This is a genomic window from Burkholderia sp. 9120 (assembly GCF_000745015.1).
GTDB lineage: Bacteria > Pseudomonadota > Gammaproteobacteria > Burkholderiales > Burkholderiaceae > Paraburkholderia.
Genome location: NZ_JQNA01000002.1, coordinates 3,843,291 through 3,868,504 on the forward strand (window position 1 = coordinate 3,843,291; position 25,214 = coordinate 3,868,504).

Annotated in this window: 24 protein-coding genes and 1 rRNA gene; 12 read left to right on the top strand and 13 right to left on the bottom strand. The window is 63.7% G+C overall.

Annotated elements, in window-relative coordinates; translation table 11 throughout:
• The first annotated feature begins 65 nt into the window (after positions 1–65).
• Positions 66–179, top strand: a 5S ribosomal RNA gene (gene rrf, locus FA94_RS25440).
• A gap of 246 nt (positions 180–425) precedes the next feature.
• Here the strand turns inward: rrf and FA94_RS25445 are convergent.
• The gene (locus FA94_RS25445) at positions 426–1,418 is read right to left on the bottom strand and encodes a LysR family transcriptional regulator (protein WP_035556399.1); all 993 of its coding nucleotides are present in this window, start codon (positions 1,416–1,418) and stop codon (positions 426–428) included.
• 208 nt (positions 1,419–1,626) lie between these two features.
• Between FA94_RS25445 and FA94_RS25450 the strand changes: the two genes are divergently transcribed.
• The 3 genes from FA94_RS25450 (at position 1,627) to scpC (ending at position 5,995) form a co-directional block, all read left to right on the top strand.
• The gene (locus tag FA94_RS25450; RefSeq protein WP_035556401.1) at positions 1,627–3,801 is read left to right on the top strand and encodes an FUSC family protein; all 2,175 of its coding nucleotides are present in this window, start codon (positions 1,627–1,629) and stop codon (positions 3,799–3,801) included.
• A 260-nt stretch (positions 3,802–4,061) separates the two neighbouring features.
• Positions 4,062–4,289, top strand: coding sequence for a hypothetical protein (locus FA94_RS25455; RefSeq protein WP_035556403.1), 228 nt, complete (start codon positions 4,062–4,064; stop codon positions 4,287–4,289).
• Positions 4,290–4,480: 191 nt separating this feature from the next.
• The gene (gene scpC / locus FA94_RS25460) at positions 4,481–5,995 is read left to right on the top strand and encodes a succinyl-CoA:acetate CoA-transferase ScpC (protein WP_035556405.1); all 1,515 of its coding nucleotides are present in this window, start codon (positions 4,481–4,483) and stop codon (positions 5,993–5,995) included.
• Between the two features lie 90 nt (positions 5,996–6,085).
• Here scpC and FA94_RS25465 read toward each other — a convergent pair whose 3' ends face one another.
• Positions 6,086–6,340: a GlsB/YeaQ/YmgE family stress response membrane protein gene (locus tag FA94_RS25465; protein WP_007176844.1), complete on the bottom strand. Its 255-nt coding sequence runs from the start codon at positions 6,338–6,340 to the stop codon at positions 6,086–6,088.
• Between the two features lie 174 nt (positions 6,341–6,514).
• Positions 6,515–7,222, bottom strand: coding sequence for an MgtC/SapB family protein (locus FA94_RS25470; protein WP_035563008.1), 708 nt, complete (start codon positions 7,220–7,222; stop codon positions 6,515–6,517).
• A gap of 671 nt (positions 7,223–7,893) precedes the next feature.
• Between FA94_RS25470 and FA94_RS25475 the strand changes: the two genes are divergently transcribed.
• Complete coding sequence (locus FA94_RS25475; RefSeq protein WP_035556408.1) at positions 7,894–8,418, top strand: hypothetical protein; 525 nt, start codon at positions 7,894–7,896, stop codon at positions 8,416–8,418.
• A gap of 15 nt (positions 8,419–8,433) precedes the next feature.
• On the opposite strand, the gene FA94_RS25480 is transcribed toward FA94_RS25475, so the two are convergent.
• The gene (locus FA94_RS25480) at positions 8,434–9,597 is read right to left on the bottom strand and encodes a metallophosphoesterase (protein ID WP_035556411.1); all 1,164 of its coding nucleotides are present in this window, start codon (positions 9,595–9,597) and stop codon (positions 8,434–8,436) included.
• Positions 9,598–9,986: 389 nt separating this feature from the next.
• On the opposite strand from FA94_RS25480, the gene FA94_RS25485 reads away from it, so the two are divergent.
• Positions 9,987–10,316, top strand: coding sequence for a hypothetical protein (locus FA94_RS25485; protein ID WP_035556413.1), 330 nt, complete (start codon positions 9,987–9,989; stop codon positions 10,314–10,316).
• A gap of 22 nt (positions 10,317–10,338) precedes the next feature.
• Here the strand turns inward: FA94_RS25485 and FA94_RS25490 are convergent, their stop codons facing one another.
• Positions 10,339–10,923: a malonic semialdehyde reductase gene (locus FA94_RS25490; RefSeq protein WP_035556416.1), complete on the bottom strand. Its 585-nt coding sequence runs from the start codon at positions 10,921–10,923 to the stop codon at positions 10,339–10,341.
• A 197-nt stretch (positions 10,924–11,120) separates the two neighbouring features.
• Here FA94_RS25490 and FA94_RS25495 point away from each other — a divergent pair, with 197 nt between their 5' ends.
• The 5 genes from FA94_RS25495 to yjfF all read left to right on the top strand — a co-directional run bounded on the left by FA94_RS25495 (position 11,121) and on the right by yjfF (position 17,180).
• Positions 11,121–11,720 carry an alpha-ketoglutarate-dependent dioxygenase AlkB family protein gene (locus FA94_RS25495; protein WP_035556418.1) on the top strand — a complete coding sequence of 200 codons (600 nt, stop codon included), beginning with the start codon at positions 11,121–11,123 and terminating at the stop codon, positions 11,718–11,720.
• Between the two features lie 294 nt (positions 11,721–12,014).
• Positions 12,015–13,001, top strand: a complete 987-nt coding sequence (locus FA94_RS25500; RefSeq protein WP_035556420.1) for an ABC transporter substrate-binding protein — start codon at positions 12,015–12,017, stop codon at positions 12,999–13,001.
• Between the two features lie 275 nt (positions 13,002–13,276).
• Positions 13,277–15,043 (top strand): sugar ABC transporter ATP-binding protein, encoded by a 1,767-nt coding sequence (locus tag FA94_RS25505; RefSeq protein ID WP_035556422.1) that lies wholly within the window; start codon positions 13,277–13,279, stop codon positions 15,041–15,043.
• The gene (locus tag FA94_RS25510) at positions 15,040–16,083 is read left to right on the top strand and encodes an ABC transporter permease (RefSeq protein ID WP_035556424.1); all 1,044 of its coding nucleotides are present in this window, start codon (positions 15,040–15,042) and stop codon (positions 16,081–16,083) included. The genes FA94_RS25505 and FA94_RS25510 overlap by 4 nt, the downstream gene beginning before the upstream one ends.
• Complete coding sequence (gene yjfF, locus FA94_RS25515) at positions 16,080–17,180, top strand: galactofuranose ABC transporter, permease protein YjfF (protein ID WP_035556425.1); 1,101 nt, start codon at positions 16,080–16,082, stop codon at positions 17,178–17,180. The genes FA94_RS25510 and yjfF overlap by 4 nt, the downstream gene beginning before the upstream one ends.
• A 1-nt stretch (position 17,181) precedes the next feature.
• Here yjfF and FA94_RS25520 read toward each other — a convergent pair whose 3' ends face one another.
• Positions 17,182–18,483, bottom strand: coding sequence for an MFS transporter (locus FA94_RS25520; RefSeq protein ID WP_035556427.1), 1,302 nt, complete (start codon positions 18,481–18,483; stop codon positions 17,182–17,184).
• 105 nt (positions 18,484–18,588) lie between these two features.
• The gene (locus FA94_RS25525; RefSeq protein ID WP_035556428.1) at positions 18,589–19,368 is read right to left on the bottom strand and encodes a putative hydro-lyase; all 780 of its coding nucleotides are present in this window, start codon (positions 19,366–19,368) and stop codon (positions 18,589–18,591) included.
• A 207-nt stretch (positions 19,369–19,575) separates the two neighbouring features.
• Here FA94_RS25525 and FA94_RS25530 point away from each other — a divergent pair, with 207 nt between their 5' ends.
• Positions 19,576–20,514: a LysR family transcriptional regulator gene (locus tag FA94_RS25530; RefSeq protein WP_035556431.1), complete on the top strand. Its 939-nt coding sequence runs from the start codon at positions 19,576–19,578 to the stop codon at positions 20,512–20,514.
• 39 nt (positions 20,515–20,553) lie between these two features.
• On the opposite strand, the gene mdcH is transcribed toward FA94_RS25530, so the two are convergent.
• From mdcH to FA94_RS25560, 6 genes are read right to left on the bottom strand one after another with little or no spacing between them, the layout of a single operon-like run.
• Positions 20,554–21,486, bottom strand: a complete 933-nt coding sequence (mdcH, locus tag FA94_RS25535; protein ID WP_035556432.1) for a malonate decarboxylase subunit epsilon — start codon at positions 21,484–21,486, stop codon at positions 20,554–20,556.
• Complete coding sequence (locus FA94_RS25540) at positions 21,486–22,184, bottom strand: malonate decarboxylase holo-ACP synthase (protein ID WP_035563011.1); 699 nt, start codon at positions 22,182–22,184, stop codon at positions 21,486–21,488. Before FA94_RS25540 ends, mdcH begins: the two co-directional genes overlap by 1 nt.
• Complete coding sequence (gene mdcE, locus FA94_RS25545; protein ID WP_035556435.1) at positions 22,184–23,011, bottom strand: biotin-independent malonate decarboxylase subunit gamma; 828 nt, start codon at positions 23,009–23,011, stop codon at positions 22,184–22,186. Before mdcE ends, FA94_RS25540 begins: the two co-directional genes overlap by 1 nt.
• Complete coding sequence (locus FA94_RS25550) at positions 23,008–23,892, bottom strand: biotin-independent malonate decarboxylase subunit beta (RefSeq protein ID WP_035556437.1); 885 nt, start codon at positions 23,890–23,892, stop codon at positions 23,008–23,010. The genes mdcE and FA94_RS25550 overlap by 4 nt, the downstream gene beginning before the upstream one ends.
• Positions 23,889–24,212: a malonate decarboxylase subunit delta gene (locus tag FA94_RS25555; protein ID WP_035556439.1), complete on the bottom strand. Its 324-nt coding sequence runs from the start codon at positions 24,210–24,212 to the stop codon at positions 23,889–23,891. The genes FA94_RS25550 and FA94_RS25555 overlap by 4 nt, the downstream gene beginning before the upstream one ends.
• Complete coding sequence (locus FA94_RS25560) at positions 24,200–25,213, bottom strand: triphosphoribosyl-dephospho-CoA synthase (protein WP_081936102.1); 1,014 nt, start codon at positions 25,211–25,213, stop codon at positions 24,200–24,202. Before FA94_RS25560 ends, FA94_RS25555 begins: the two co-directional genes overlap by 13 nt.
• Position 25,214 lies beyond the last annotated feature (1 nt).

Below are 25,214 nucleotides of genomic sequence, written 5' to 3' on the forward strand. Positions count from 1 at the left end.
ATCCTCTCAACTACTTCTTCCAGATTGGCTGTATTGCCCCAAAGGCAGTGCGGCAACAAGTCATGCCTGATGACCATAGCGAGTCGGTACCACCCCTTCCCATCCCGAACAGGACCGTGAAACGACTCCACGCCGATGATAGTGCGGATTGCCCGTGTGAAAGTAGGTAATCGTCAGGCTCCCTAGCAGAAAACAGAAACCCCACCCAAAAAGGTGGGGTTTCTGTCGTTTACGGCCGTGGAAATAGCACGACATACGCCACCGCTCACTAGCAATCACGCGTGCAAAAAGAACCGCACAGACTCATGCACGCGCAAACAACGGCACACCTAGATTGCCGCGCGCTTAGCTCCAACCATCCAACGCGGCCCGCAGGGCCCAAACGACATCAAACTACCCCTGCGGCACCTGTCGTCAGCTCGATATCACTGCGCGCTAATGTCGCCTGTACCGCTTAAGCCTGCCGGAACCGTCGCATCGATAGTCATCTGGCCGACTTCGGCCAGCAACGCCTCATCGCGTGCAATGACTTTCGGCAGGTGTGTGCGCAAGAATTCAACCCATGTCCGTGTCTTCGCGTCGATAAACTTGCGTGACGGATACAGCGCGTAAACATTCATCTTCTGTAGCGTATATTCGGGTAAAACACGCAATAACGTGCCGTCACGCAATCCCGAAATCGCCGCGTAAAGCGGCACCATGCCGATCCCCATTCCCTCTCGAATCGCCACAATCAGCGATTCGGCGATGTTGACATGCACCGGCCCATTCACTTCCATCATCTCGCTGCCATTCGGGCCGTCGAGCAGCCAATCGTGAGGCGGAAATGCCGGCGTGTGCAGAATCAGACACTCGTGATGCGCGAGGTCTGCAGGCTTCTGCGGCGCGCCATGCGTGCGCACATAACCCGGCGACGCGCACAAAATGCTAAAAGTCGTCCCCAGCGGTAGCGACACGAGATCCGAATTGGGTAGCGTCGACGCACCGATCACCGCGACGTCGGCACTGCCTTCGAACAGATCCGGCATGCGCTGCGACAACGTCAACTCGACGGTCACCTCCGGATATTGCGCGCGATAGCGCGAAATGGCCGGCAGCACGTAGTGTTGGCCGATGCTGGCAAAACTATGCATGCGTAGCGCGCCGCTTGGTCGTTCGTGTGCGCAACTCGCTTCTTCTTCTGCAGTGCCGACATCGGCGAGTATCTGCTGACATCGTGTCAGATAACGCTCGCCGGCCGTGGTGAGGGCGAGTCGTCGCGTCGAACGGTTTAGCAAGCGGGTGCGTAGGTGAGCTTCGAGTTCCGAGACCGCGCGCGACATCGCGCCGGTCGTCGAATTAAGCGACTGCGCGGCGCCGGTAAAACTACCAGCTTCGACCACGCGTACGAACACTCGCATATTTTGTAACGTATCCATCGATCCTTCTATTTCACGGCTGAGGCCGTATTGTCCGCCTGCCGGGCAAGCGCATTGTTGTTCGTTCTGGAAGGGACGTTTAGCCGCAGTCCTCTTAATGTGCGCATTGCATGCTCCTACAATCGGCGCCTGGCTTGCCGGTGCGCATCTGCATCATCCTGTTCACCGGCGCTTCTCTTTGTGGCAAACCGGAGCGCACAGCTTTCCGATGAAACGTCAACATGCGATCAGACCGACGGCGGACTTCCGCCGGCAGTGGAACGTCATGTTGCACAGGCTTAGTCCGGCGCTTCGCGATTGGGCAAACAGCGACGGTCTGATCTGGCTGCATCTGCTGAAAACGGTCACCGCGGGTCTGTTGGCGCTGGGCATTGCGATGCTGCTGGATCTGCCGCAACCGCGCATTGCCATGACGACGGTGTTCGTGCTGATGCAACCGTTCAGCGGCATGGTGCTCGCGAAGAGTTTCTACCGGATTCTCGGCACCGCGGTGGGCACGCTCGCCGCGCTGGCGCTCGGCGCGCTGTTCGTCCAGCAGCCCGAGTTGTACATGCTCGGCATGATCGGCTGGGTAAGCGCGTGTATCGCGGCGGCGGTCCGGTATCGGCATTTCAGGTGGTACGGCTTCGTGCTGGCGGGTTATACCGCCGCGCTGATCGGTATTCCGAACGTCACGGCGCCGCATGATCTGTTTCTGGCGGCGCTCACGCGCGCGGCGGAGGTGGCGGTTGGCATTGTGTGTTCGAGCGCGGTGAGCGCGTTGATCGTGCCGCAGCGATCCAGTCTCGCGCTGCGTCGCGCGCTGCAAACCCGCTACGCAAATTTTACTGCGTTCGCCGCCGATGTGCTGAATCGCGGCATCGAGCGAGGTCAGTTCGAGCGGCGTTTTGCGGACCTCGTCGACGAAATCGTCGGCTTCGAAGCGACCCGCACGTTCGCCACTTTCGAAGATCCGGCGATGCGTTCACGCAGTCAGCATCTCGGCCGTTTGAACGGCGAATTCATGGACGCCTGCGCTCGTCTGCATGCCCTACATCAACTGCTTAAACGTCTGCGAGCCAATGGTTCGGAGTCGAAAGTCGGCGCGATAAAGCCGTATTTCGATGAGCTGGCCGGACTCCTTTCGCCGCCCTCCGGGACACTCGCCATGGCCGATGCGACCGGCGTCGCTAGCCGTTTGCGGCGCTTTCAGGCGACCTTGCCACGTCGCGTGCGTGAAACGAGACGGCCGCTGGAGGCCGCGCCCACGGAATCGCTGGCGGACTTCGATACGTCGGCGGAACTGTTGTACCGCTTCGTCGACGAATGGATCCGCTATTCGGAGACTTACGCGTCGTTAGCCGCGCGGCGCAAACCGGCGGAGACGCGGCAACGCAACGCTAGCCGCTACGTGAGCCGGACGAACGGCTTTGTCGTCGCGTTCACGTTTATCCGCTCCGCCGCGGTCATGGCGATCGTCGGCTGGTTCTGGATCGAGACCGATTGGCCGAGCGGCGGTCTTGCCGTGATCGGCGCGGCATTGGCTTGCGCGCTGACGTCCACTGCGCCGAATGCATCGAAGATGGCCATGCAGATGGCGGCCGGCGCCGTGCTGGCGACCATGACGGGTTACCTCTTCACGTGCTACGTGTATCCGAATATCGACGGCTTTCCGCTGCTCTGCGCGATGCTCGCGCCCGTGCTGGCGCTCGGTGCGTTCATCGCGACGCGCAAGCGCGCGGCGGGGTACGGCATCGGCTTTTCGGTGTTCTTCTGTCTGCTTGCCGGACCGGACAATGTCGTGACGTACGCGCCGGATCTGCTGATCAACAACGGCATCGCGTTGACAGCGTCGATGCTGGTCGCGGCGTTGGCTTTTGCGGTGATTTTTCCCGCCGATATGCCCTGGCTCGTTGAACGGATCATGGGCGATTTGCGCGCGCAGGTCGTGTCCGCATGCAAGGACGAATTGCCCGGTCTCAACCAGCGGTTTCAGTCGAGCACGCATGACCTGACCGCCCAGTTGCGCATGCTGCTGACGCGGCGTTCGAGGCGTCGACGGGATGCGTTGCGCTGGATGCTCGCCACGCTCGAAGTAGGCCACGCGGTCATCGATCTGCGCAACGAAACGGCGCGTGCTGCTTATGCGGCGGCGCTTCATCCGCGCTGGAACGCTTCCCTCGAGCGTACTTGCGACGATCTCGCGCGGCTCTTCGCGCGTCCGAACGCGCAGGCGCTCGAACGTGCGCTGGTGTCTGTCCGCGCGGCGACCTGGATCGCGCAGGATGTTCTAGGCATCGTGCATGTCGAGCGCGATAAACGTCATGACGTGCAGCGGATTCTGAGCTGTCTGCACTTCATTCGTACGGCATTGCTCGATAAGGACGCGCCTTTCAATGCGTGATGATTGCGGCGCGTAGTTCGCGCGGTTTAACGGTGTGCATCGGTACACAGGGTACTGTCAGCGCTCAGCGAGACAACCTCCGCGACACAACGCCAACCACACGCATCGCCACGAGCCCGCTTCGATCCTTCCACCAGATGGAAATATCACTTCCGCCTAGCCCCGTTTATCTACAGGGACCGCAGCCATATAGTTTGATCACTGCCACGCAGTCACCACAAGTCACCGCCGAGCAGTAACCGTAAGCCCTGGAGAACGAAATGAACGTGTTGAAGATTGCCCTGATTGCCTGCTCTTTGTCCGCAGTTGTCGCCCAAGCACAAACGGCGCCGGCCGCCCCCGAACAACAGCTTGCCCAAGCGAGCGCCCAGCGCGCGAACGGCGTCGCCGAGCAAGGCCGCGTCGCGGTGCCGGCCGCTAAAGCGAATGTCAGGGCCGAAGAGTGCGTCGGCCCCGTGAGCTTCTGCAATCTCTACTTCGGCAGCTAAACAGCGCCACGTGCAACACACGCCGTACCTGCAAGACCCGTCGCGCGATTGATCGAGCGACAAAAAGCCTGACCGCGACGCCGTTGCACCTTGACGCCGCGGTCGGTGCGACAATCCGGCTACCGAGCGGAGCGTACCGCAGATGTACGCACCGGTAGACTGGACTGGTGACTATGGAGAGACTCAGTTTCATGTACCAAGACCGGATTCGTTGTGCCGCGTTGCGCGGAAAAATCACGTCGGCGGCTGAGGCAGCGCTGCTGATCAAGGACGGCATGCGCGTCGGCGCCAGCGGCTTCACGCGCGCGGGCGACGCGAAGGCCGTTCCCGTTGCGCTCGCCGAGCGGGTGCGCCAGGAAGGCAAGCCGCTGCAGATCACGTTGATGACCGGCGCATCGCTCGGTCACGACGTGGACCGCATGCTCACCGAGGCGCACGTGCTGGCGCGTCGCTTGCCGTTCCAGGTGGACAAGACCTTGCGCGACGCGATCAATCGCGGCGAAGTCATGTTCGTTGATCAGCATCTATCCGAAACCGTCGAGATGCTGCGCGCGAACCAGCTCGGCAAACTCGACCTCGCCATTATCGAAGCCGCCGCGATCACCGAGACCGGCGGCATTGTGCCGACCACCTCGGTCGGCAATTCGGCGAGCTTCGCGATCCTCGCGGACAAGGTGATCGTCGAACTCAATCTCGCGCAGCCGCTCGCGCTCGAGGGCTTGCACGACATCTGGATTCCGGGCCGCCGGCCGCACCGAGAGCCGCTGCCGATCATGTCTCCGCGAGACCGGGTCGGCACGCCGGCTATCGAGATTCCGTTCGAAAAAATCGCGGCAATCGTCATCACCAACATGGCCGACAGTCCGTCCACCGTGCTGCCGGCTGACCAGGAAACCGAGCTGATCGCCGGTCATCTGATCGAATTTTTCCAGCACGAAGTGGCGCTTGGGCGCATGCCCAAAAACCTGCCGCCGTTGCAGGCCGGTATCGGCACGATTGCGAACTCGGTGCTGGCCGGTTTCGTCGACGCACCGTTTGAGCCGTTCGAAATCTACTCGGAAGTGCTGCAGGATTCCACCTTCGATCTGATGGACGCCGGCAAGGTCACCTTTGCGTCCGGCGCGTCGATCACGTTGTCGGCCGCGCGCCAGGCGCAGGTGTTCGGCGAGCTCGAACGTTATCGCGACCGTCTCGTCCTGCGTCCGCAGGAAGTCAGCAACCACCCCGAAGTGATTCGTCGGCTCGGTTTGATCGCGTTGAACACCGCGCTGGAATTCGACATTTACGGCAACGTGAATTCGACCCATGTGGGCGGCACGCACATGATGAACGGCATAGGCGGTTCGGGCGACTTCTCGCGCAATGCGTCGTGCGCGATCTTCGCCACCAAGTCGATGGCGAAAGGCGGCCGCATTTCCAGCGTCGTGCCGATGGTGCCGCATTGCGATCACAACGAGCATGACGTCGACGTCGTCGTGACGGAGCAGGGCCTCGCCGATCTGCGCGGATTGGCGCCGCGGGAACGGGCGGTGTTGATTATCGAGAACTGTACGCATCCGCTCTATCGCGATCTGCTGCGCGACTACTATCGGGACGCTTTGAAGCGGGGGGGACAAACGCCGCACCAGTTGGACCAGACATTTGCCTGGCATATCCGGCTGCGCGATACCGGCTCGATGTTGCCAGCGGAAGAGGCGGGACTTTAAATCAGTTGGCCTGGCTAACTTTGCAAGCCATGTCGGCGTCAGACGGCTTTCGCCGCTGACGCCGTTATGTCAGATGCGCAGATGCGGTACTCAGGTGCCGCGTCGGATGAGCCGGATAAGAAACAGCAGAATGACCGCGCCGATCACCGCCGTGATGATCGAACCGATCCAGCCACCGCCCAGCGAAATATGCAGCACGCCGGCGAGCCAGCCGCCGATAAACGCGCCGACAATCCCGACGATGATGTCGACGATCAGGCCGAAGCCGCCGCCCTTGACGAGCACGCCTGCCAGCCAGCCAGCGATCGCGCCGATGATGAGCCATGCAATGATGCCGTGTTCCATAATCGAGACTCCCTAGTTGAGTGTGAAAAATTCACGGTGACAGAGCTTAGTCGAAGCTTATGGGACAGTCCATATTCAGGACGCGGAATTAACATTGTCTGAATCTATTGCAAGCTAAGTGTAGACGATGCGCGCGAATATGGGGGACTTACACGCGGCGCTCATTCAGGCCGCTCATTCAGGCGTCGGCTCCGCTTCCCTGGCGGTCCAACTGACGCTGGACACGCTCTTTTCCATGCTGATGCGGCTGGCCATCTGTTCGAGCTTCGACTGATCTTTAGGATGCAGCTTGACGATCGCGGTGACGCGAATGCGTTGTGAATCGTCGTCGACGTCTTCGCTCGTCAGGCTTTGAAACGAGAGCGGCGTCGAATACATCGAGTTGGAGACGGCGGTGCGAATGTGGATCTCATCGGCTTCGCGACAGACGATTGTCAGCACATACTCGCGCACCAGATCCGCGTTGGACACCGGCGTGGCGTTGATCATGCGGCTCACTTCGCGCAACACCGTGTTGGTCAGCAGCACGACCGCCGTGCCGGCCAGCGCCGGTCCGTAATGACCCGCGCCGCACAGCACGCCGACCGCGGCCGAGCACCATAAGGTCGCCGCGGTGTTGATCCCCTGAATGGAACCCTTGTCGCGCATGATCACGCCGCCGCCGAGAAAACCGACGCCGGACACGACATACGCCGCGATCTGCGTAATACCGGCCGTGCCGTTGCCGGTCAGCACGCCGAGCGTAACGAACAGGCACGCGCCGCTCGCGACCAGCGTGATGGTGCGCAGGCCGGCATTGCGCTGCCGCATCTGCCGCTCGAGGCCGATCGCGACGCCGCAGGCGAAAGCGGCGAAGAGCCGCCAGACGAATTCAATTGTCATCGTAAAGAAAGGTTGAGGCGCGTGTTCGCACAGTGTGAACCCAACGCATGACAGCAGCACGCTTTCCTCGATGGAATGCGGCGGCGGACAGGCGTGACGAAGCACGCAAGCGAGGCTTGCGGCGCTGTAATGCATCCGTGTCGGCATGGCGTCGAGCCACGCGACACTTCACTGGCAGTACGAGGGTATCAACGCGAGAATATCAACGCGAGGGTATCAACGCGAGGGTATCAACGCGAGGGTATCAACGACGTGCACCGTCGGCCCGAAGGCAAGACGGCGACAGAAAAAGACTGACGCGGAAATCTTGCCGATCAGGCGATCGGGCGAATCGAAGCTCGACTGGTACAACTGCTACTGTCCAAGATCGTGATTCCGGTTAGATGAACTGGCCGAATTTTAGGCAGCTCTGCAAAGTTAAGTCAAGCTGTGACGACGTGTGATGGAGAACGTTTTGTCGTGGGCCTGGGAAGAGTGGGGTGGTGTGTGCGGAATTATCCATGCATCAATACGGACTCCGAATATTGACGGAAGCCGTCCTGGAAAACAGACTATTCGCTCGCTTCGAAACGAGTCGTGCTCGCGCCGTGCTCGCGTCGCGCAATGGCGACGGCGCAATCCATCCGCACGGCGTTGCCCGTTAATCGCCCTTCACCCCAATCGAGGAATCTATGAAAGCTAAAGCTCTTGGCGTCATTGCCGGTGCGTTGATCGCAGCCGCTCCGCTCGTGTCGTTCGCCGCCGGTCTGCCCGCGCCGTTTGAAGGCAGCAGCACGCTGCAGGCGGACGGTCTCGTGAAATCGGTCGACCAGGTGAAACATTCGGTGACCGTGCTCGACGCGCAAGGCGGCGAAGCGTCGTTCGATATCACCGACCCGGCGAACCTCGCGCAGATCAGACAGGGCGGCAAGGTCCACATCCGTATGGTGCGCAATGCGGTGGTCAGCGTGACGCGCGGTGCGGACGGTCACAGCGCCGGCGCGCAAAGCGCGCAGCCGAACACGGTTCACAACGTGACGGCCGAGGTCCAAAGCATCGACCATGCGTCCGGCATCATGGCGCTGAAAAGCCCGAACGGCGCGGTGTTTCATATCCAGGGCCGCGAACCGGCCAATGTCGCCGGTGTGACGCCGGGCATGCAGGTAATGGTGGCGTTCGCGCAGCAGGTCGACGTGGCGGTCGCGCCCGCGCAGTAATCGACGGGCGACGTGTTAGTCCGGCTCGCCGGGCACGAGGCGCAGGCGTGTGATTTCAGACGGTGCGCCTAAGCGCTTCGGCGGGCCCCAGTAGCCGGTGCCGCGACTCGTGTAGACCCATAGACCGTTCAGGCGGGCGAGGCCGGCGGTGAACGGCTGCTGGAACCGCACGAAGAAGTTCCATGGGAAGAACTGGCCGCCGTGCGTATGCCCCGACAGTTGCAGCGTAAAACCCGCGGCGGCCGCGGCTTCGGCTGAACGTGGCTGGTGAGCGAGCAGCACCTTGATCAGTACATCGCCTGGTGCGCCGGCTAGCGCCGCAACCGGGTCGCTACGATGCAACGGATCGTGATGTCCCGCCGAATAGTCGGTCACGCCGGCAATCACGGCGCGTGCGCCGTCGTGATCCACGATTACGTGCTCGTTGAGCAGCACCTTGAGGCCAAGGCGCCGGAACTCGGCGATCCACGCGTTCGCGCCGGCGTAGTACTCGTGATTGCCGGTCACGAGGAACGCGCCATGACGCGCGCTGAGACGTGACAACGGCTGGGTGTGCCGGGTCAGTTGCGGCACGCTGCCGTCCACCACATCACCGGTCACGGCGATCAGATCCGGCTTCAACCGATTCACCGCGTCGACGATCGCATCGACATAGCGGTGCTTGATGGTCGGACCAACGTGAATGTCGCTGATCTGGACGATCGTGAAGCCGTCGAGCGCGGGCGGCAAATCGTCGATCGGTACGTCGATCGTCACGACTTTCGCGCGGCGGCGGGCGTTGAAGAGACCGACTAGCGTCGAGAGCAGGGCGAGCAAGGGCACGGCCGCCGCCGAGCCCGTACGCCAATGCGCAATGCTGATGGTGTACGGCCAGATCGCATCGACGGTGAGCAGCGAGGCGAGCATCAGATCGCGGGCGAAGGTCAGCACCAGCAGCGACGAGAAGAAACCCATCGCCAGCAGGCCGACCCAGGCGAGCCGGTCGCCGAGCGGCTGGCGTTTGATCGTGCGCGCCAGCATGCCGAGCGGAATCAGAAAGATCGACAGCACGAGCCACAGCGCGCACAACCAGCGGCCGGTGGTGTCGACCGGCATGTCCGGAATCAGACGCAAGCCGACGTAGATATGCAGCAGGATGCCAATCAGGATGATGCGGACAAGAAACGATGAGCGGCGCATAGGGACCACGGAGGCGGGAAGGGGCCGGCACGAGCAGAGGACCGGCGGCGACTCGTGGGCCGCGGTAACGCCATGCCGAACGAGTCGAATCATTCTACCGGCATGCGCAGCGGTTTGCCGGCGGTGCCAAATTCACCGCTACAGCGCCTCGGTCGCCGTTTCCGGATACGGTCCAAACGCCTGGCGCATTGCAGCATTCGCGGCGCTTCCTTAGCGGGATCTGATTGCCGTGGCAACCTAATTAAATGGGCTTTGAATTGTGTCCGCGCGTGGACTATGCTCAAAAAGAACCGTCTTGTAACAGGGCGACCGCGCGCGCAGACGCGGCCATGCGGCGGTTTGCGTCCGTTGGGTGGGGCGCCGGAAGAGGGCAAAGCGGGAGGGGCATCATGAGACTACTCAGATCAGACAACGAGTTGCATCACGGGCACCACGCCCATCATGTCGGCCGTGAGGGCAAGCGCGTGATGCTGCCGCTCGTCGTCATCTCGCTGATGGCGATCGGCCTGTACTACAGCGTGCGCGGTATCGACTTCTCGGAGCTGGGCAGGAGCGCGCTGTTCGATGTCGTGATGCTCTGCGTGGCGCTGGGTATCGCGGGGTTGTTCGGCGTCGTCGGCGCATGGGTGCGTTCGAATGGCGACGACGCCGGCGAAGGCTTCTGCTTCGTCGGCGCGTTGATCGGCGCCGTGGTGTTCTACGTCGCGCTCTTCAGTTGAGCGCGACGGCGCTCGGTACGTATCAGACGATCTGGGCGGCTTCGTCGAAAGCAAAGCGCGGGCTGCGCGCGAACAGTTTCGACGGGTCGCCATAGCCCAGATTGATCAGGAAGTTCGACTTGACGGTCGTCCCGGCGAAGAAGGCTTCGTCGACCTTGGCGGCGTCGAACCCGGACATCGCGCCCGTGTCCAGACCGAGCGCCCGCGCGGCGAGAATCAGGTAGCCGCCTTGCAGCGTCGAATTGCGAAAGGCGGTGTCCGCGATCGACTTGTCGTTGCCGACGAACCAGCTGCGCGCGTCCGCGTGCGGAAACAGTTTCGGCAGATGCTCGTAAAACGCCATATCCATCCCGACGATCACCGTGACCGGCGCGGCCATGGTCTTGTCAAGATTGCCCGCCGACAACGCCGGGCGCAGCTTTTCCTTAGCCTCCGGCGTTTTGACGAACACGAAGCGGCCGGGGCTCGAATTCGCCGAGGTCGGGCCGAGCAGCACCAGTTCGGTCAGTTGTTTGAGCACGGCATCGTCGACCGGTTTCGCCTGCCAGCCGTTATGCGTGCGCGCTTCGCGAAAGAGTTGATCGAGTGCCTGGTCGGATAGCGTCATGGTGAAGTCCTTGAAAGGTCTAAGAATTTAAAGGCATGAACCGAAAAGTCCGGATGAAGCCGCCGGATGACAGCGCAAGCCGCGCGTATCAACGACGTCTTCGGTGCCGCCATAATAGCCAAGGTTTCCACCCGCGCGCTTCGCGTACGCCATCGTTTCAGCTTCATTCAGCATTCGCATTGGTATCAGACCATCTCATGACGGATCTTTTCGCGGGTTCTGCCGATGACCTGCCGACGCCCGACGTCGACTGGTATCCCGACTGGCTGACGCCCGCCCTCGCGGCGCAGGTTTTGACGCAACTGATCGACGAAGTCGCCTGGCGTCAGGACGTGATCGGCACACCCGCCGGTCGCGTGCCGTTGCCGCGCTTGACGGCCTGGCAGGGCGAGCCGGATGCCGTCTATGTCTACTCGGGCATTCGCAACGTGCCGCAGCCGTGGACGTCGACCGTCGCCGAACTCAAGGCCTCGGTGGAAGCCGTCTGCGAGACGCGCTTTAATAGCGTGCTGCTCAACCGCTATCGCAGCGGCGCCGACAGCATGGGTTGGCACGCGGATCGCGAGCCTGAACTCGGCGTGCGTCCGGTGATCGCGTCGGTGAGCCTGGGCGTCGCGCGCACATTCGATTTGCGCCACAACAAAACCGGTGTCGTGCAGTCGTTCTCGCTGAAGGGCGGCAGCCTGCTCGTAATGAAGGGCGACACGCAGGCGGACTGGCGGCACCGGGTGCCGAAGGAGCCGCGCGCGGCCGGGGAGCGGGTCAATTTGACGTTTCGCTGGGTGACGCCGCGGTGAGGTGCCGCTCCACTGGGCGGGCTCGCTGCGCCTGCTGCTAAGGCGAGCAATTGGCGGCAGCGTGTCTGGCTGCGGCCATTCGGCAAACATTCGGCAAATACTCGGAAAACCCCACCAACCGGCCTCGAACCCGATCCCGTCGCTCATACCAAAATTGGTATCGCGAACGCGAATCATAGGATTGGACGGTTAACGCCCCACACACTACGCTACATCACGATCCACGCACCGTGAGGGCCGCAAACACCGGCCGGTTCGATGGGTCGTCGACACTACAACGATCAGGAGACAGTCATGGCGAATACACGACGCGCCGCATGTCGTGCGTTGGGCGCGCTCGCACTCTGCGCGGGCATCGGTACGCTAACGCTGACCGCGCCGGGCGCTTACGCGCAAGACAAACAGATCACCCTCGGTTTCGCGCAGGTCGGCGCGGAAAGCGCATGGCGAACCGCCAACACCGAGTCCGTGAAGTCCGCGGCGGCGGACGCGAAGATCAAGCTCAAATTCTCGGATGCCCAGCAGAAGCAGGAAAACCAGATCAAGGCGATCCGCTCTTATATCGCGCAAAAAGTCGATGTGATCGCGTTCTCGCCGGTCGTCGAATCCGGCTGGGAACCGGTGCTGCTGGAAGCGAAAGCCGCGAAGATTCCGGTGATCCTGACCGACCGCAATATCGACGTGAAAGACACCTCGCTCTACGTGACCATGATCGGCTCCGACTTCATGGAAGAAGGACGTCGCGGCGGACATTGGCTCGAAGATCACTATAAAAGCGAACAAGGCCCTATCAACATCGCCGAACTGCAGGGAACGGTCGGCTCGGCGCCTGCCAATGACCGGCATTCCGGCTTGCTGGAAGTGATCAAAAACGATCCGAAATTTAAGATCATCGCGTCGCAAAGCGGGGATTTCACGCTGGCCGGCGGCAAGCAGGTCATGGAAGCGTTTATAAAAACTTATGGAAATAAAATAAATGTAGTTTATGCGCATAACGACGATATGGCGCTCGGCGCGATCCAGGCGATGGAGGAGGCCGGTATGCATCCGGGCAAGGACATCACCGTCGTTTCGTTCGATGCCACCAAGGGTGGCTTCCAGGCGATGGCCGCGGGCAAGATGAACGTCGACGTGGAGTGCAGTCCGTTGCTGGGACCGCAGTTGATGTCGGCGGTGAAAGATGTCGTGGCCGGCAAGCCGTTGCCCAAGCGCATTCTCACGCAGGAGACGGTGTTCCCGATGAGTGTCGCGGCGCAGACGCTGCCGACGCGTAAGTACTGAGGCCGATGCCACAAAGTACTCAGGGTTACTGAGGAAACGGCGGGGCATGGCGAGTGAAGTTCGGATTGAGCGACAAGGTTTCTCCAGCGGTGCCTGGCCGCCCGGTTGCTTCGGCAGCGGGCGGTCTATTTTCCGGTGAGGGTTGCTGGAGGCCGCCGAGTGACGCCAAATGCCGCTGACCGCCGTTGCCTATCACCGGGCGCTTCGAGATTTAGAAGCGACGCAGCAAGCCACAGGCGTCCATCGAACGCTGTACCACCGATCGAGCGAGGTCTATGACGCATCCCGCTTCCGAACCGAATCCGCAGGCTATGGGCGCAGCCGCTCATCGAGCGGGCGATGCAACCAGGGCGGCCAACGCGAGCAACGCCGACGCCCGCGCCCCCATCCTCGCCACCACCGCGGTCACCAAGACCTTCCCCGGCGTCAAAGCGCTGCAGCGGGTCGATTTTCGTCTGTTCCCCGGCGAGATCCACACGTTGATGGGGCAGAACGGCGCGGGCAAATCCACCTTGATCAACGTGCTGACCGGCGTGGTCGCGCCTGACGCCGGCACGATCCGTCTCGGCGGTGAGGTCGTGGCGTTTGCTTCGCCGCAGGAAGCGGAAGCGGCCGGCGTGCGCACCTTGTACCAGGAAGTGAACCTGTGCCCGAACCTCTCCGTGGCGGAGAACATTTTCGCGGGGCGGCAGCCGCGCCGCTTCGGTGCGATCGACTGGCCCACTATCAAGCGCCGTGCGCAGGCTGCGCTTGCGCGCCTTGACGTGTCGCTCGACGTCACCCGTTCGCTCGACGCCTACCCGATCGCGGTGCAACAGATGGTGGCGATCGCGCGGGCGTTGTCGGTCGACGCGCGCGTACTGATTCTCGATGAACCGACTTCGAGTCTCGACGATGGTGAAGTGAGCCAGCTTTTCAAAATACTTCGTCATCTTAAGCAGTCGGGTATCGCGATTCTGTTCGTCACGCATTTTATCGAACAGACGTATGCCATTTCCGACCGCATCACGGTCATGCGCAATGGCGAGCGAGAAGGCGAGTATCTGGCGCGTGATCTGCCTGCGGATCAACTGGTCGCGAAGATGGTCGGCCACGAGCGCATGAGCGCGCGCTTGCGCGAAGCCGCGCATGAAGGTCATGGGAGTTACGAGGGCCAAGAGGGCCAAGAGGGCCACGACAGGCCGCTGGTCAGACAGCAGACCGTAAACGCAACCCAAGCAACCGAGGCAACGCAGCCAACCGAGGCAACGCAGCCAACCCAGGCAACGCAGCCAACCCAGGCAACGCAGCCAACCCAGGCCACCCCAACCACCCACCCCTTCATCGAACTCCAAGGCGTCGGCCGCCGCGGCACGCTGCAGCCGATTGACCTCGACCTGCAACGAGGCCAGATCCTGGGACTCGCCGGCCTGCTCGGCTCGGGCCGCACGGAAACAGCGCGATTGCTTTTCGGCGCAGATCGCACCGACAGCGGCGTGATCCTCATCGAAGGCCGCGCCGTGAAACTACGCTCGCCGCGCGATGCGGTCCGTCACGGCATCGGCTATTGCGCGGAAGACCGCAAGAAGGAAGGCATCGTCGCCGAACTGTCGATCCGCGAAAACATTCTGCTGGCGCTGCAAGCAAGGCGCGGCTGGTGGCGCAAGATCAGCCGGCAACGTGCGCGCGAGTTGGCCGACCTATGGATCGAGCGGCTCGGCATCAAGGCCGCGGACGCCGAGCAACCGATCGGCTTGCTGTCCGGTGGCAACCAGCAGAAAGCGCTGCTGGCGCGCTGGCTCGCCACCGATCCCACCCTGCTGATCCTCGACGAACCCACGCGCGGCATCGACGTCGCCGCCAAGTTCGACATCATGGACCGGCTGCTGGCGCTGTGCGCGAGCGGTCTGAGCATCCTGTTCATTTCGTCGGAGATCAGCGAGGTGCTGCGCGTCAGCCATCGCGTCGTGGTGTTGCGCGACCGTCGCAAGATCGCCGAGGTCGCGGGCAAGGCCTCGAACGAAGACAACATCTATCGACTCATCGCGGGGAGCGGCGAATGAAACTCGCGAACTGGTTCGTACGCGACGGCGCCGAGCGTCCGTTGATCTGGCCGTGCGTCACGCTGGTGTTGTTGTGCGGCCTGAACCTGTGGGTCAATCCGCACTTTCTGTCGCTGCGCATGCTCGACGGTCACCTGTTCGGCGCGCCCATCGACGTGCTGAATCGCGCCGCGCCGCTGGCGCTGGTGGCCACCGGCATGACGCTGGTGATCGCCACGCGCGGCATCGACATTTCGGTCGGCGCGGTGGTGGCGATTGCGGGCGCCGCGGCGGCCACGATACTCGCGACGCAACCCGAGCCGAGCGCGCAGCTCGTCGCAGAGGCGTTGGCGGCGGCGTTGTTCGTCGGCGTGTTGAGCGGCATGTGGAACGGCTTGCTGGTGTCGTTCGTCGGCATGCAGCCGATCATCGCAACCTTGATTCTGATGGTGGCCGGCCGCGGCGTCGCGCAATTGCTGACGGCCGGGCAGATCATTCCGATCGGCGCGCCGGGCTATCTGTTCGTCGGCGGCGGGTATTGGCTGGGCGTGCCGTGCTCGGTCTGGATCGCCACCGTCGCGGTACTCGCCACCGCGGCGCTCGTGGAAGGCACCGCGCTCGGCCTGTTCATTCGCGCGATCGGCATCAATCCGGTTGCGACGCGTCTGGTCGGGCTGCGCTCCAAAGCGCTGGTTTTCGCGGTCTATGGGTTCTCGGGATTGACCGCGGCCATGGCGGGCATTCTCATCAGCTCGAACGTGCGCAGCGCCGACGGCAACAACGCCGGCCTGCTGCTCGAACTCGACGCGATTCTCGCGGTGACACTTGGCGGCACCTCGCTGCTCGGCGGCCGCTTCAGTTTCGCGGGCACCGTACTGGGCGCGTTGATCATTCAGACGCTCACGTACACCACGTATTCGATCGGCGTGCCGCCGGAGGCGACGCTGGTCGTCAAGGCGGCCGTGGTGCTCGCGGTGAGCGTGATCCAGTCGCCGGCGGCGCGCGCGCTTGCCGTGTCGTTCGGCAGATCGCTGCTCAGGCAACGCGGGGTGGCGCGATGAGGCGACTCTTCGACGCGTTGGCTCATCTGGTCGATCCGCGCACGCTGCCGATCGCCGTCACGATTCTGCTGTTCTGCGCGCTATTCGGTTTCGGCTCGGTGATGTACACCGGTTTCTTCTCGTGGCAGGTACTGCTCGATCTGCTGATCGACAACGCGTTTCTGCTGATCGTCGCGATCGGTATGACGTTCGTGATCGTGTCCGGCGGGATCGATCTGTCGGTGGGCTCCGTCGTTGCATTGACCACTATCGTCGAAGCGGTGCTGTCCGAACATCTGCATCTATCCGTCTGGCTCATCGTGCCGATCGTACTGCTGATGGGCACGGTGTTCGGCGCGGTGCAGGGCGCGCTGATTCACTTCTTCCGTTTGCAGGCGTTTATCGTGACGCTGGCGGGCATGTTCTTCGCGCGCGGGTTGTGCTTTCTGATCACGACGCAGTCGATCACGATCACCGATCCGACCTTCCAGAAAATCTCCGCGTTCCGGCTCGATATCGGCGTGGGCTCGGTCACGGCGAACGTGCTGATTGCGTTGGTCGCGCTGCTGGCGGCGATTTATGTCGCGCATTTCACGCGTTTTGGCCGCAACGTGTACGCGGTCGGCGGCAATGCGCGTTCGGCGTTGCTGATGGGCTTGCCGGTCGCGCGCACACGCATCGGCGTGTACGCGTTGAGCGGTTTCTGCTCGGCGCTCGGCGGCGCGGTGTTTACGTTCTACGTGCTGTCGGGCTATGGCTTGCAAGGGCAGGGCATGGAACTCGATGCGATCGCGGCGACGGTGATCGGCGGCACGCTGCTGACGGGCGGCGTGGGCTATGTGATCGGCTCGCTGTTCGGTGTCGGCATTCTCGGCACGATTCAGACGCTGATCACGTTCGACGGCACACTTAGCTCGTGGTGGACCCGTATCGTGATCGGCGCGCTGCTGTGCGCGTTCTGCCTGCTGCAGCGGCTGATCGAGCGGCACGCGAAATCGGTGCGGCGGCCTGGCGGCACCGATGCGGCGGTGGTCACGGCGGGACGTGAACGTGGACATAGCGACGGACCGGCGTCGTCGGATTCCCATGTGATTGGCCGCGCGCCGGAGCAGGCTTGAATCAGGCCGCAAGCTCCCGCCCTTTGGTCTCGGGCAACGTCAGCGCGGCGAGAATCACCACCCCGTACGCCGCCGCGGCGAACACGCCGATCGCGTGACCGAGCGTCATGGTTTGCGATACGTAGCCGATCAAAAACGGAAAGGTCGCGCCGACCGCCCGGCCGACGTTATAGCAAAATCCCTGACCGGAGCCGCGAATCCGCGTGGGAAACAACTCGGTGAGAAAGGCGCCCATACCCGAGAAAATGCCCGATGCGCAAAACCCGAGCGGAAAGCCGAGCACGAGCATCGACAGATTATCGAGCGGCAGTTGCGTGTAAAGCAGCGCGATCGCGCAAGACGCCAGTGCAAAGCCGATGAACGCACGCTTACGGCCGAACCGGTCGCTGACATACGCGCCCGTCAGATAGCCGCAATACGAGCCGACGATCACCACGCCGAGATAGCTGCCGGTGCCGATCACGCTCAGATGCCGTTCGGTTTTCAGATACGTCGGCAGCCAGGTGGTGACCGCGTAGTAACCGCCTTGCACGCCGGTCGCGAGCACCGACGCGCGCAGCGTCGTCCAGACGATCTCGCCGCGAAAGATATCGAGCAACGAGGTACGCGTTTGCGTGGCGGCCTGTGCCGCTTTCTGTTGCCGATGCACGTCCGGCTCGTCGACGAAGCGGCGAATCCAGATGACGAACGGCGCCGGCGCAATGCCGATCGCGAACAGCACACGCCACGCGTAGTCGGCCGGCACGAGTGAGAAAACGGCCATGAACAGCAGCGTCGCGATGCCCCAGCCGATCGCCCAGCCGGCCTGCACGAGGCCCACGGCCTTGCCGCGGTCGCGCGCGCGGATCACCTCGCCGATCAGCACCGCGCCCGCCGTCCATTCACCGCCGAAGCCGAGCCCCATCAAGCCGCGCGCCCACAGCAGCTGCGAAAAATTTTGCGCCAGCGCGCAAGCCAGCGTGAAAATCGCGAACCAGAGAATCGTGATCTGCAAGGTCTTCACCCGGCCGATGCGATCCGACAGCACACCCGCCGCCCAGCCGCCCACTGCGGAACTCAATAGCGTGACCGTGCCGATCAGACCGGCGTCGCCGCGTGTGATGCCCCATGTCGCGATCAGCGTCGGGATCACGAAGCTGAGGAACTGCGTGTCCATCGCGTCGAGCACGTAGCCGATCTTGCAGCTCCAGAACGCGCGCTTCTCGCTCGCGGAGGTCTGCCGATACCACGCGAACGGGCCTTTCCCTGTGCCGGATGCGTCGTAGCGCTCGGCGTCTGCGGTCAACTGCGCTTCGGTTTCCATGCTTGAACTCCGGTCGTCATGGTTGGCCGCGCGTTGTGCTGGCGCGCGGCTTGGGGTTGAGGCGATCAGGCCGATGGGGCCAATGGGGCCAACAAAACGCCGCGCTTACAGCACCGCGAGCGAGGTGTTGGGAATGTCGGTCACGAGCATGTGCCCAGGCTTGTGTGCGATCGCGAACGGCAAGCGCGCGCTTTCGATCGCGACTTGCGGCGTCACACCGCAAGCCCAGAACACCGGCAGTTCATCGCTGCGCACCTCGACTGCGTCGCCGAAATCGGGCCGCGCCAGATCGCGAATACCAATCAGCGACGGGTCGCCGATATGAACCGGCGCGCCGTGCACCGCGGGGAAGCGGCTGGTGATCTGGATCGCGCGGATCGCGTCGACGGCTTTCATCGGCCGCATCGAGACGACGCGGTTGCCGCCGAACACGCCGGCCGGCACGTTGCGTTCGCGCGTGCGATACATCGGCACGTTGACCTGTTGTTCGATGTGGCGCAGCGCGATGCCTTCGCGTCGCAGCATTTCTTCGAAGGAGAACGAGCAGCCGATCGCGAACACCACCAGATCATCGCGCCACAATTCGTCGAGGCTGCGGACTTCCTCGGCGCGTTCGCCGTGGCGGTACACGTAAAACGCGGGTACGTCGTTGCGGATATCCAGACCGGCGCCGAGCGCGGGCACGCGCCAGTCGCCCGATTCGCCGATGCCGAGCAGCGGACATGCTTTCGGGTTGAGCATGCAGAAGCGCAGGAAGTCGCCGGCGGACTCGCTTGGGAGGATCGCGAGATTGGCTTGCGCGTAGTCGCCGCAATAGCCGGCGGTCGGGCCGGACAGGCGCCGCGTGCGAATCTGCTGACGAAACTCGGATGGGGTGTAAGGCATGGACGTGCTGGCTCCAGGTCGATGACGTCGCCGATTTGGCCCGATCAATGGGCCAGCGATAGAGCCAGATTAGTAACGTCAAAAATATCCTTCCAGCGAGTTTTTATTGCGTTTCGTTAAATTAAACTTAACGCCATCGGCATGACTCGCGGCGTGTTTGCGGCGATGATCGCGTGCCCGATCGTCGCTAACTGGAGAGCGTCCGCAATGAATACCCGCTTCGTCGAAACGTTTCTGACGCTCGCCCGGCTGGGCAGTTTTCGCGCGACCGCGGCAGCGATGCACGCCACGCCCGCGGCAATTTCGCTACGTATCAAAACGCTGGAGGCCGAGCTGGGTGTCGAGTTGATCGAACGCGAGGCGGCGGAGTTTCGGCTCACGCCGAACGGCGAGCGGCTGCTCGCGCATGCGCGCTCCGTGGTGCAGGCCACGCGCTCGCTGCAACTGGCCGCGCAGGACGAAACGCAACTGGCCACGCGGCTTCGGCTCGGCGTCATTGAAACGGTGGTGCATAGCTGGCTGCCGGACTACATACGGATGCTGAACGCGGAGTATCACCGTATCGTCGTGGACCTCACCGTCGATTCGAGCGCGGTGCTCGGTCCACGACTGCGGGCGGGCGAACTGGATCTCGTCATTCAGGTGGAGGAAACCGCCGAGCACGAAACGTCGATCGTGTCGGCGTTGCTGGCGAGCTACCCGGTGCGCTGGATTGCGCGCCGCGACCTGATTCCCGCCGGCCGCGCGAAACACGTTCAGACGCTGTTGAGCAAACCGGTGCTGACGTTCGGTCGAGGCACGGCGCCGCAACTCGCGGTCGAAGCGATCGTGCAGATGCTCGCGAAGCGGGCGGGAGTGCCGCTCGCCGGGACGCAGGTGACGTGCATGCCGTCGGTGGCGGTGATCGTGAAGTTGCTACGCGATGGCTATGGGATTGCCGCGGTGCCGGCGCTGTTCGTCGAGCCTTACCTGAGTAGCGGCGAGCTGGCGCAGTTGCAGGTGCGCCCGTTGCCGCCGCCGATCAACGTGGCGATGTATTACCGCGACGATGCGGATGTCGGCGTGCTGGCGGCGTCACGGGTGGCGCGAAGCGCGTGCGATCGGTACGCGAAGGCGATGGGGCGGCAGTTGATCGAGAAGCGGTGAGGCAAGGGAGCATTGCGACAGCGGGCATCCACGCTCGACTCAACGCATTTCCATCCGCCGCCGCGCGGTTGCCACCAGTCGTTCGAACGAAAAACCGCTTGCCGCAAGCGCCGCGCTATCCGGAAAGTACTCGCGCACGATATCCGTTGATACCTGCCCGGGCGGCGCTTCGATCAGCACGCGGGCGCCCATTTCCTGCATCACGGTCAGCGCGTCGAACCAGCGCACGGTGTGGCGCATATTGGTCGCGAGATCGTCGCGGATGGCGTCCGCTGTGTGCAGCGAACGCGCGCCGCGATTGCCGATGTAAGTGCTGCGCGGCGCGTGAAACGGCACCTGCTGTGCGTAGGTCACCAGTTCATCCGTGGCATGGGCGAGCAACTCGCAATGCGACGGCACGCTCACCGCGAGCCGGGTGGCTTTGCGCGCGCCTGCCGCGAGCGCGCGCTCAATGAACCGGTCCAGCGCGTCGTTCGCGCCCGCCATCACGATCTGGCGCGGCGCGTTGACGTTGCCGATATACACGCGTTGTTGCGCTTCGTCCGCGTGCTGCGCGGCGAGTGTTTCCAGTTGGTGCTCGGTCAAGCCCGATACCGCCGCGAGACCGTAGCCCGACGGGTACGCCGTTTCCATCAATTCGGCGCGTCGTCGCACCATCTTCAACGCGTCGTCGAAGCGCACCGCGCCGCAACTCACCGCCGCCGCATAAGCGCCGACCGACAAACCCGCGCTGATTTCAGGGGCGAGCTGTTCGGCGGCTAACGCACGGGTGACGGCCACGCCCGCGATCGTCAAACCGATCTGCACGGCGACCGTCGAGCGCAATGCGTCCGGTGTGTCGAGCGTCAGCACATCGGCATCGAGCACGTGGGAAGCTTCGTCGAGCGTGTCGCGTACGGCAGGATGCGACGGCAGACGGTGCAGGAATCCGTCGGTTTGCGCGCCCTGGCCGGGGAAGATCAGCGCGAGCATCAGGCAAGCTCGCCGCGATGAGCGACGCTCCACGGATCGGCGATCAGGTGCGGGCCGCTTGCATGACGCGCCATCACGCGGGGTTTGTCGGTTGCCCATTCGGCTAGCGCGACACCGCCAGCGGGAGTGTCGAGTTGTGCATCCACGCGAATGCCGGCGTTTTTCGCGTGCGTTTGCAATTGAGTCAGCAACGCAAGCGCGTGGTCTCGCGTGAGCGACTCCGGCGTGCGGATCAGCAGATCCAGATCGCTCGAAGCGGTCACCGTGGGCACTTGCGTCGCCAGTTCAAATCCGGCGCTGCCTGTCGGGCCCCAGACGAATCCGTGCAGCGGACCCGCCGCATCGCATTGCAACGCGGCGAGCGCGACGAAAGCAGCCAGATCGCCTCGCACGGCAAGCGGTTTGGATTGCGCAAGCGCCTCCGGCGGCACCGCCGTTTCGATGTCCGCGACGCGCGCCCACGTGCCATAACGCTGCGCGCGTCCTACACCCCGTACACCGATTGCGACGAAACCGTCAGCCGCCAGCGCTCGTCTCACGACCGCAACCGGCGCGCGTGCGAACGCTTCGCGGACCCACGGCGGTTCATCGTCGACGCTCTGCAAATGGCGCAGGCGCAACAGATCGTGCGGCTGCCATCGCGTATCGCACGACAACGCGTGTTCGATGGCGAAAGGCGGGGCCGCGAACGTCTGCATCAGGCGGCATCCCATTGTTCGGCGAGACGCCGACGCACTTCGATCGACGCCGCGCGATTCTTCTGCGCCGCCGCCGATTCCAGCCGATGCGACAGGCCCTTGCTCCGATCGTTGCGCGCGCTACGAATCTGTTCGCTCAACACCTGGCGTACGTGTTCGATTTGCGCGGCGTCCGGCGCATCGGCATCGACGCCGTCTATCAGTTGATCGAGCAGGCCGAGTTTCGCGAACGACGCCATCGAATACGACATCGGTACGATGGTTTCGCCGAGCTTGTCGAGCTCTTCGACGGTACGACGCGTGACGCGCGCGGCCGCTTCCTTGCCCATGGCGTGGACCATCGTGCCGGGCGCGTCGAGCGCGACGATGCGGTTGGCCTGATAGCCGTGCGCGAGAAATGCGCCCGACATGGCCGGCCCGACGATCAGCGCAACCACGGGATGCCCCGCGTCGCGAGCCGTTGCGTACGCATCGACACCGGCCGCGCAGGCGAGCTGAATGCCGAGCATTTCTTCACGATAGCCATACGCCTGGCTTTTCACGTCGACGATCGCGACGATCGGGCGGCGCGTACCGCTCGCCGCGTCTTGCGCGATCGCTTCGCGTACGGCACGTGCAAGCAGCCAGCCCTGTTCGAGACCGACGACGTTATCCGTCGCGCGCGGGAAGCGGTTGGCGGGATCGGGCACGACGGTCACGAAGCGCGCGGTCTCGCCGCCGAGCGACGCGTCGCCGCTCCACACGGGCGCGGCACTGGACGGTTCGCCGGCCAGCGCGTGAAACCAGCGCGCGCCGCGGCTCAACGGGGTGAGAGTGGTATCGCTCATGCTTGCTCCTTGCGCGGCTCGGTCGCGGCCTGCTGGTTGAAGACCTCGCGCATGCTTTCCGGCGTGACGCTGGCGGGATCGATTTGCGCGAGGCGGTTCAGAAACAGGTCGACCTGTTCACTGCGATGCGCGGCCGGCACGCCTTGAACGAACGCGGCATGCACCGCGGCGCGCACGGCGTCGGCATCGTCTTCGACCAGTTGATCGGCGAGCGCGGTCGCCGCGCGTTGTTCACCGCCGATCAGTTGCCACACGCGGCGGCGATCGCTCGCATCGAGTTCGTCGATGCCGGCTTCCTGTTCGATCACTTCGGGGCCGTTCATGCCGAGTCGCCCCTGCTTCGTGACGACCAGATACGAACACAGCGACGCCGCGAGCGACATGCCGCCGAAGCAGCCGACCATGCCCGCGATCACGCCGACCACCGGCACATGCCGGCGCAACGCGACGATCGCCGCCTGCATTTCGGCGATCACCGCGAGGCCGAGATTGGCTTCCTGAAGCCGCACGCCGCCGGTTTCGAACAGCACGACCGGGCGCACGATCTTGCCGCGCTCGCAGTCGCGCAGCGCCAGTTCGAGCGCGGCGGCGATCTTGCTGCCCGATACTTCGCCGATGCTGCCGCCCTGGAACGCGGACTCGATCGCGGCGACCACGGCGGGCTCGCCGTCAATGGTGCCGCGCGCGATCACGCAGCCGTCGTCGGCCTGGCAGACGACGCCTTGCAGCGGCAGCCACGGCGATTCGATCCGGTCGAACGGGCCGAGCAGTTCGCGGAAGCTGCCGGCATCCAGCAGCGAGCGCGCGCGTTCGCGCGCCGGCAGTTCGATGAAACTGTCGCGCAACATCGGCGCGGGTTGAAGATTCGCGACGGTATTCATGCGGCGTCTCCTTCTTCGGCGGCTTCGACGGCTTCCGCGAGTCTTAACGCGACCACGCCGGGCGTCGCGCCGAAGTCGTTGATTTCGATTTGCGCGGCGCCGTCGTAGCGGGTGAAGAAGCGGTCGAGTACGCTTTTCCAGATGTGGCTGTAGCCGTCGACGCTAGTGCGCACCACCACATGCGCACTCAACGCGGCCGCGGCCGCGGAGGAATCGGCGGGCGACAGCAGCACTTCCAGATCGCCCGAACCCACCACGCCGACATGCGCGCGGGTCGTGACGGCGCGTTGCGCCGGATAGTCGAAGGTCAGATGTTCCATGAGTCCTGGCTCCCGCCGGCTTCGTGATGCGCCAGCATGTCGAGAAAAAGGGTGGCGGCGAGCAGATCGGCTGCGCCGCCGGGCGATGCGTTGAGGGACAGCAATTCGTGTTCGAGCGCGGCGAGGGCGGCACGGCCTGCCGGCGCGGAACTGCCGCCGGCGTTTAGCACGCGTTGCGCGCCACGCTGGCCGGCGTGCAAGCCCGGCAAACCCGCGCGATGCAGCAGGCAGGTGTCGTCGAGCGAGGCCATGATCGCGAGCAGTGCGTCGACACGCGCGGCGTTTTCGTCGACGCCTCGCGCGCGCGCCGCGAGCAAGGCGGGCAGGCCGACGTCGATCACATGCGGGAAACCGTCCTGCGCTTCGCGGCGCGCGCCGCCTACCTGATAGCGTTGGCGTGCGCGTTCGCCGTGACTGTCGGAGGGCGCGGCGAAGCGGTCCGGAAAGCAGGCGATTTGCGCGGCGTTTGTGCAGATTTGCGAGGCTTGCGGCCGGGTCGTTTCGCCGCCGCTGATCGTCATCGTTGCGCCCGCAACCAGCAGGCCGACGATCCAGATCGCGCCGCGATGCGCGTTGCTGCCGCCGGTGGCCTGGAGCATGTCCTGCTCGCCGCTGCGGCCGATCTGCGCCAGTTCGGCGCGCAACAACGCGGACGGCTCGCCGCGGCGGCGCGCCGCGTGCGCGAGCGCCGCGAAGGTCGGTTCGAGCGAGTGCGCCGAGCGCAGCATGAGCGCGAGATCGAGGTCGCGATGCGCGCCGCTGCCGCGCTGATCCACCAGCGCGGGCTTGGGCGTGAGCTGGACTTCATCGATCAGCGCGTTGACTGCGTAACGGGCGAGTTGCGCATCGGAAGGGAATGCGTGGAGCAATGCGGCGCGCGATTCGGCACGCGCGGCGGGCGGGGACGATACGTCGACGCATCCGAATCGTGCGCCGCGCTCCCGCACGGCAACCCGCGCGGACGACCGCTCGACACGCTTCAACAACGCAGCGGGCGCCATG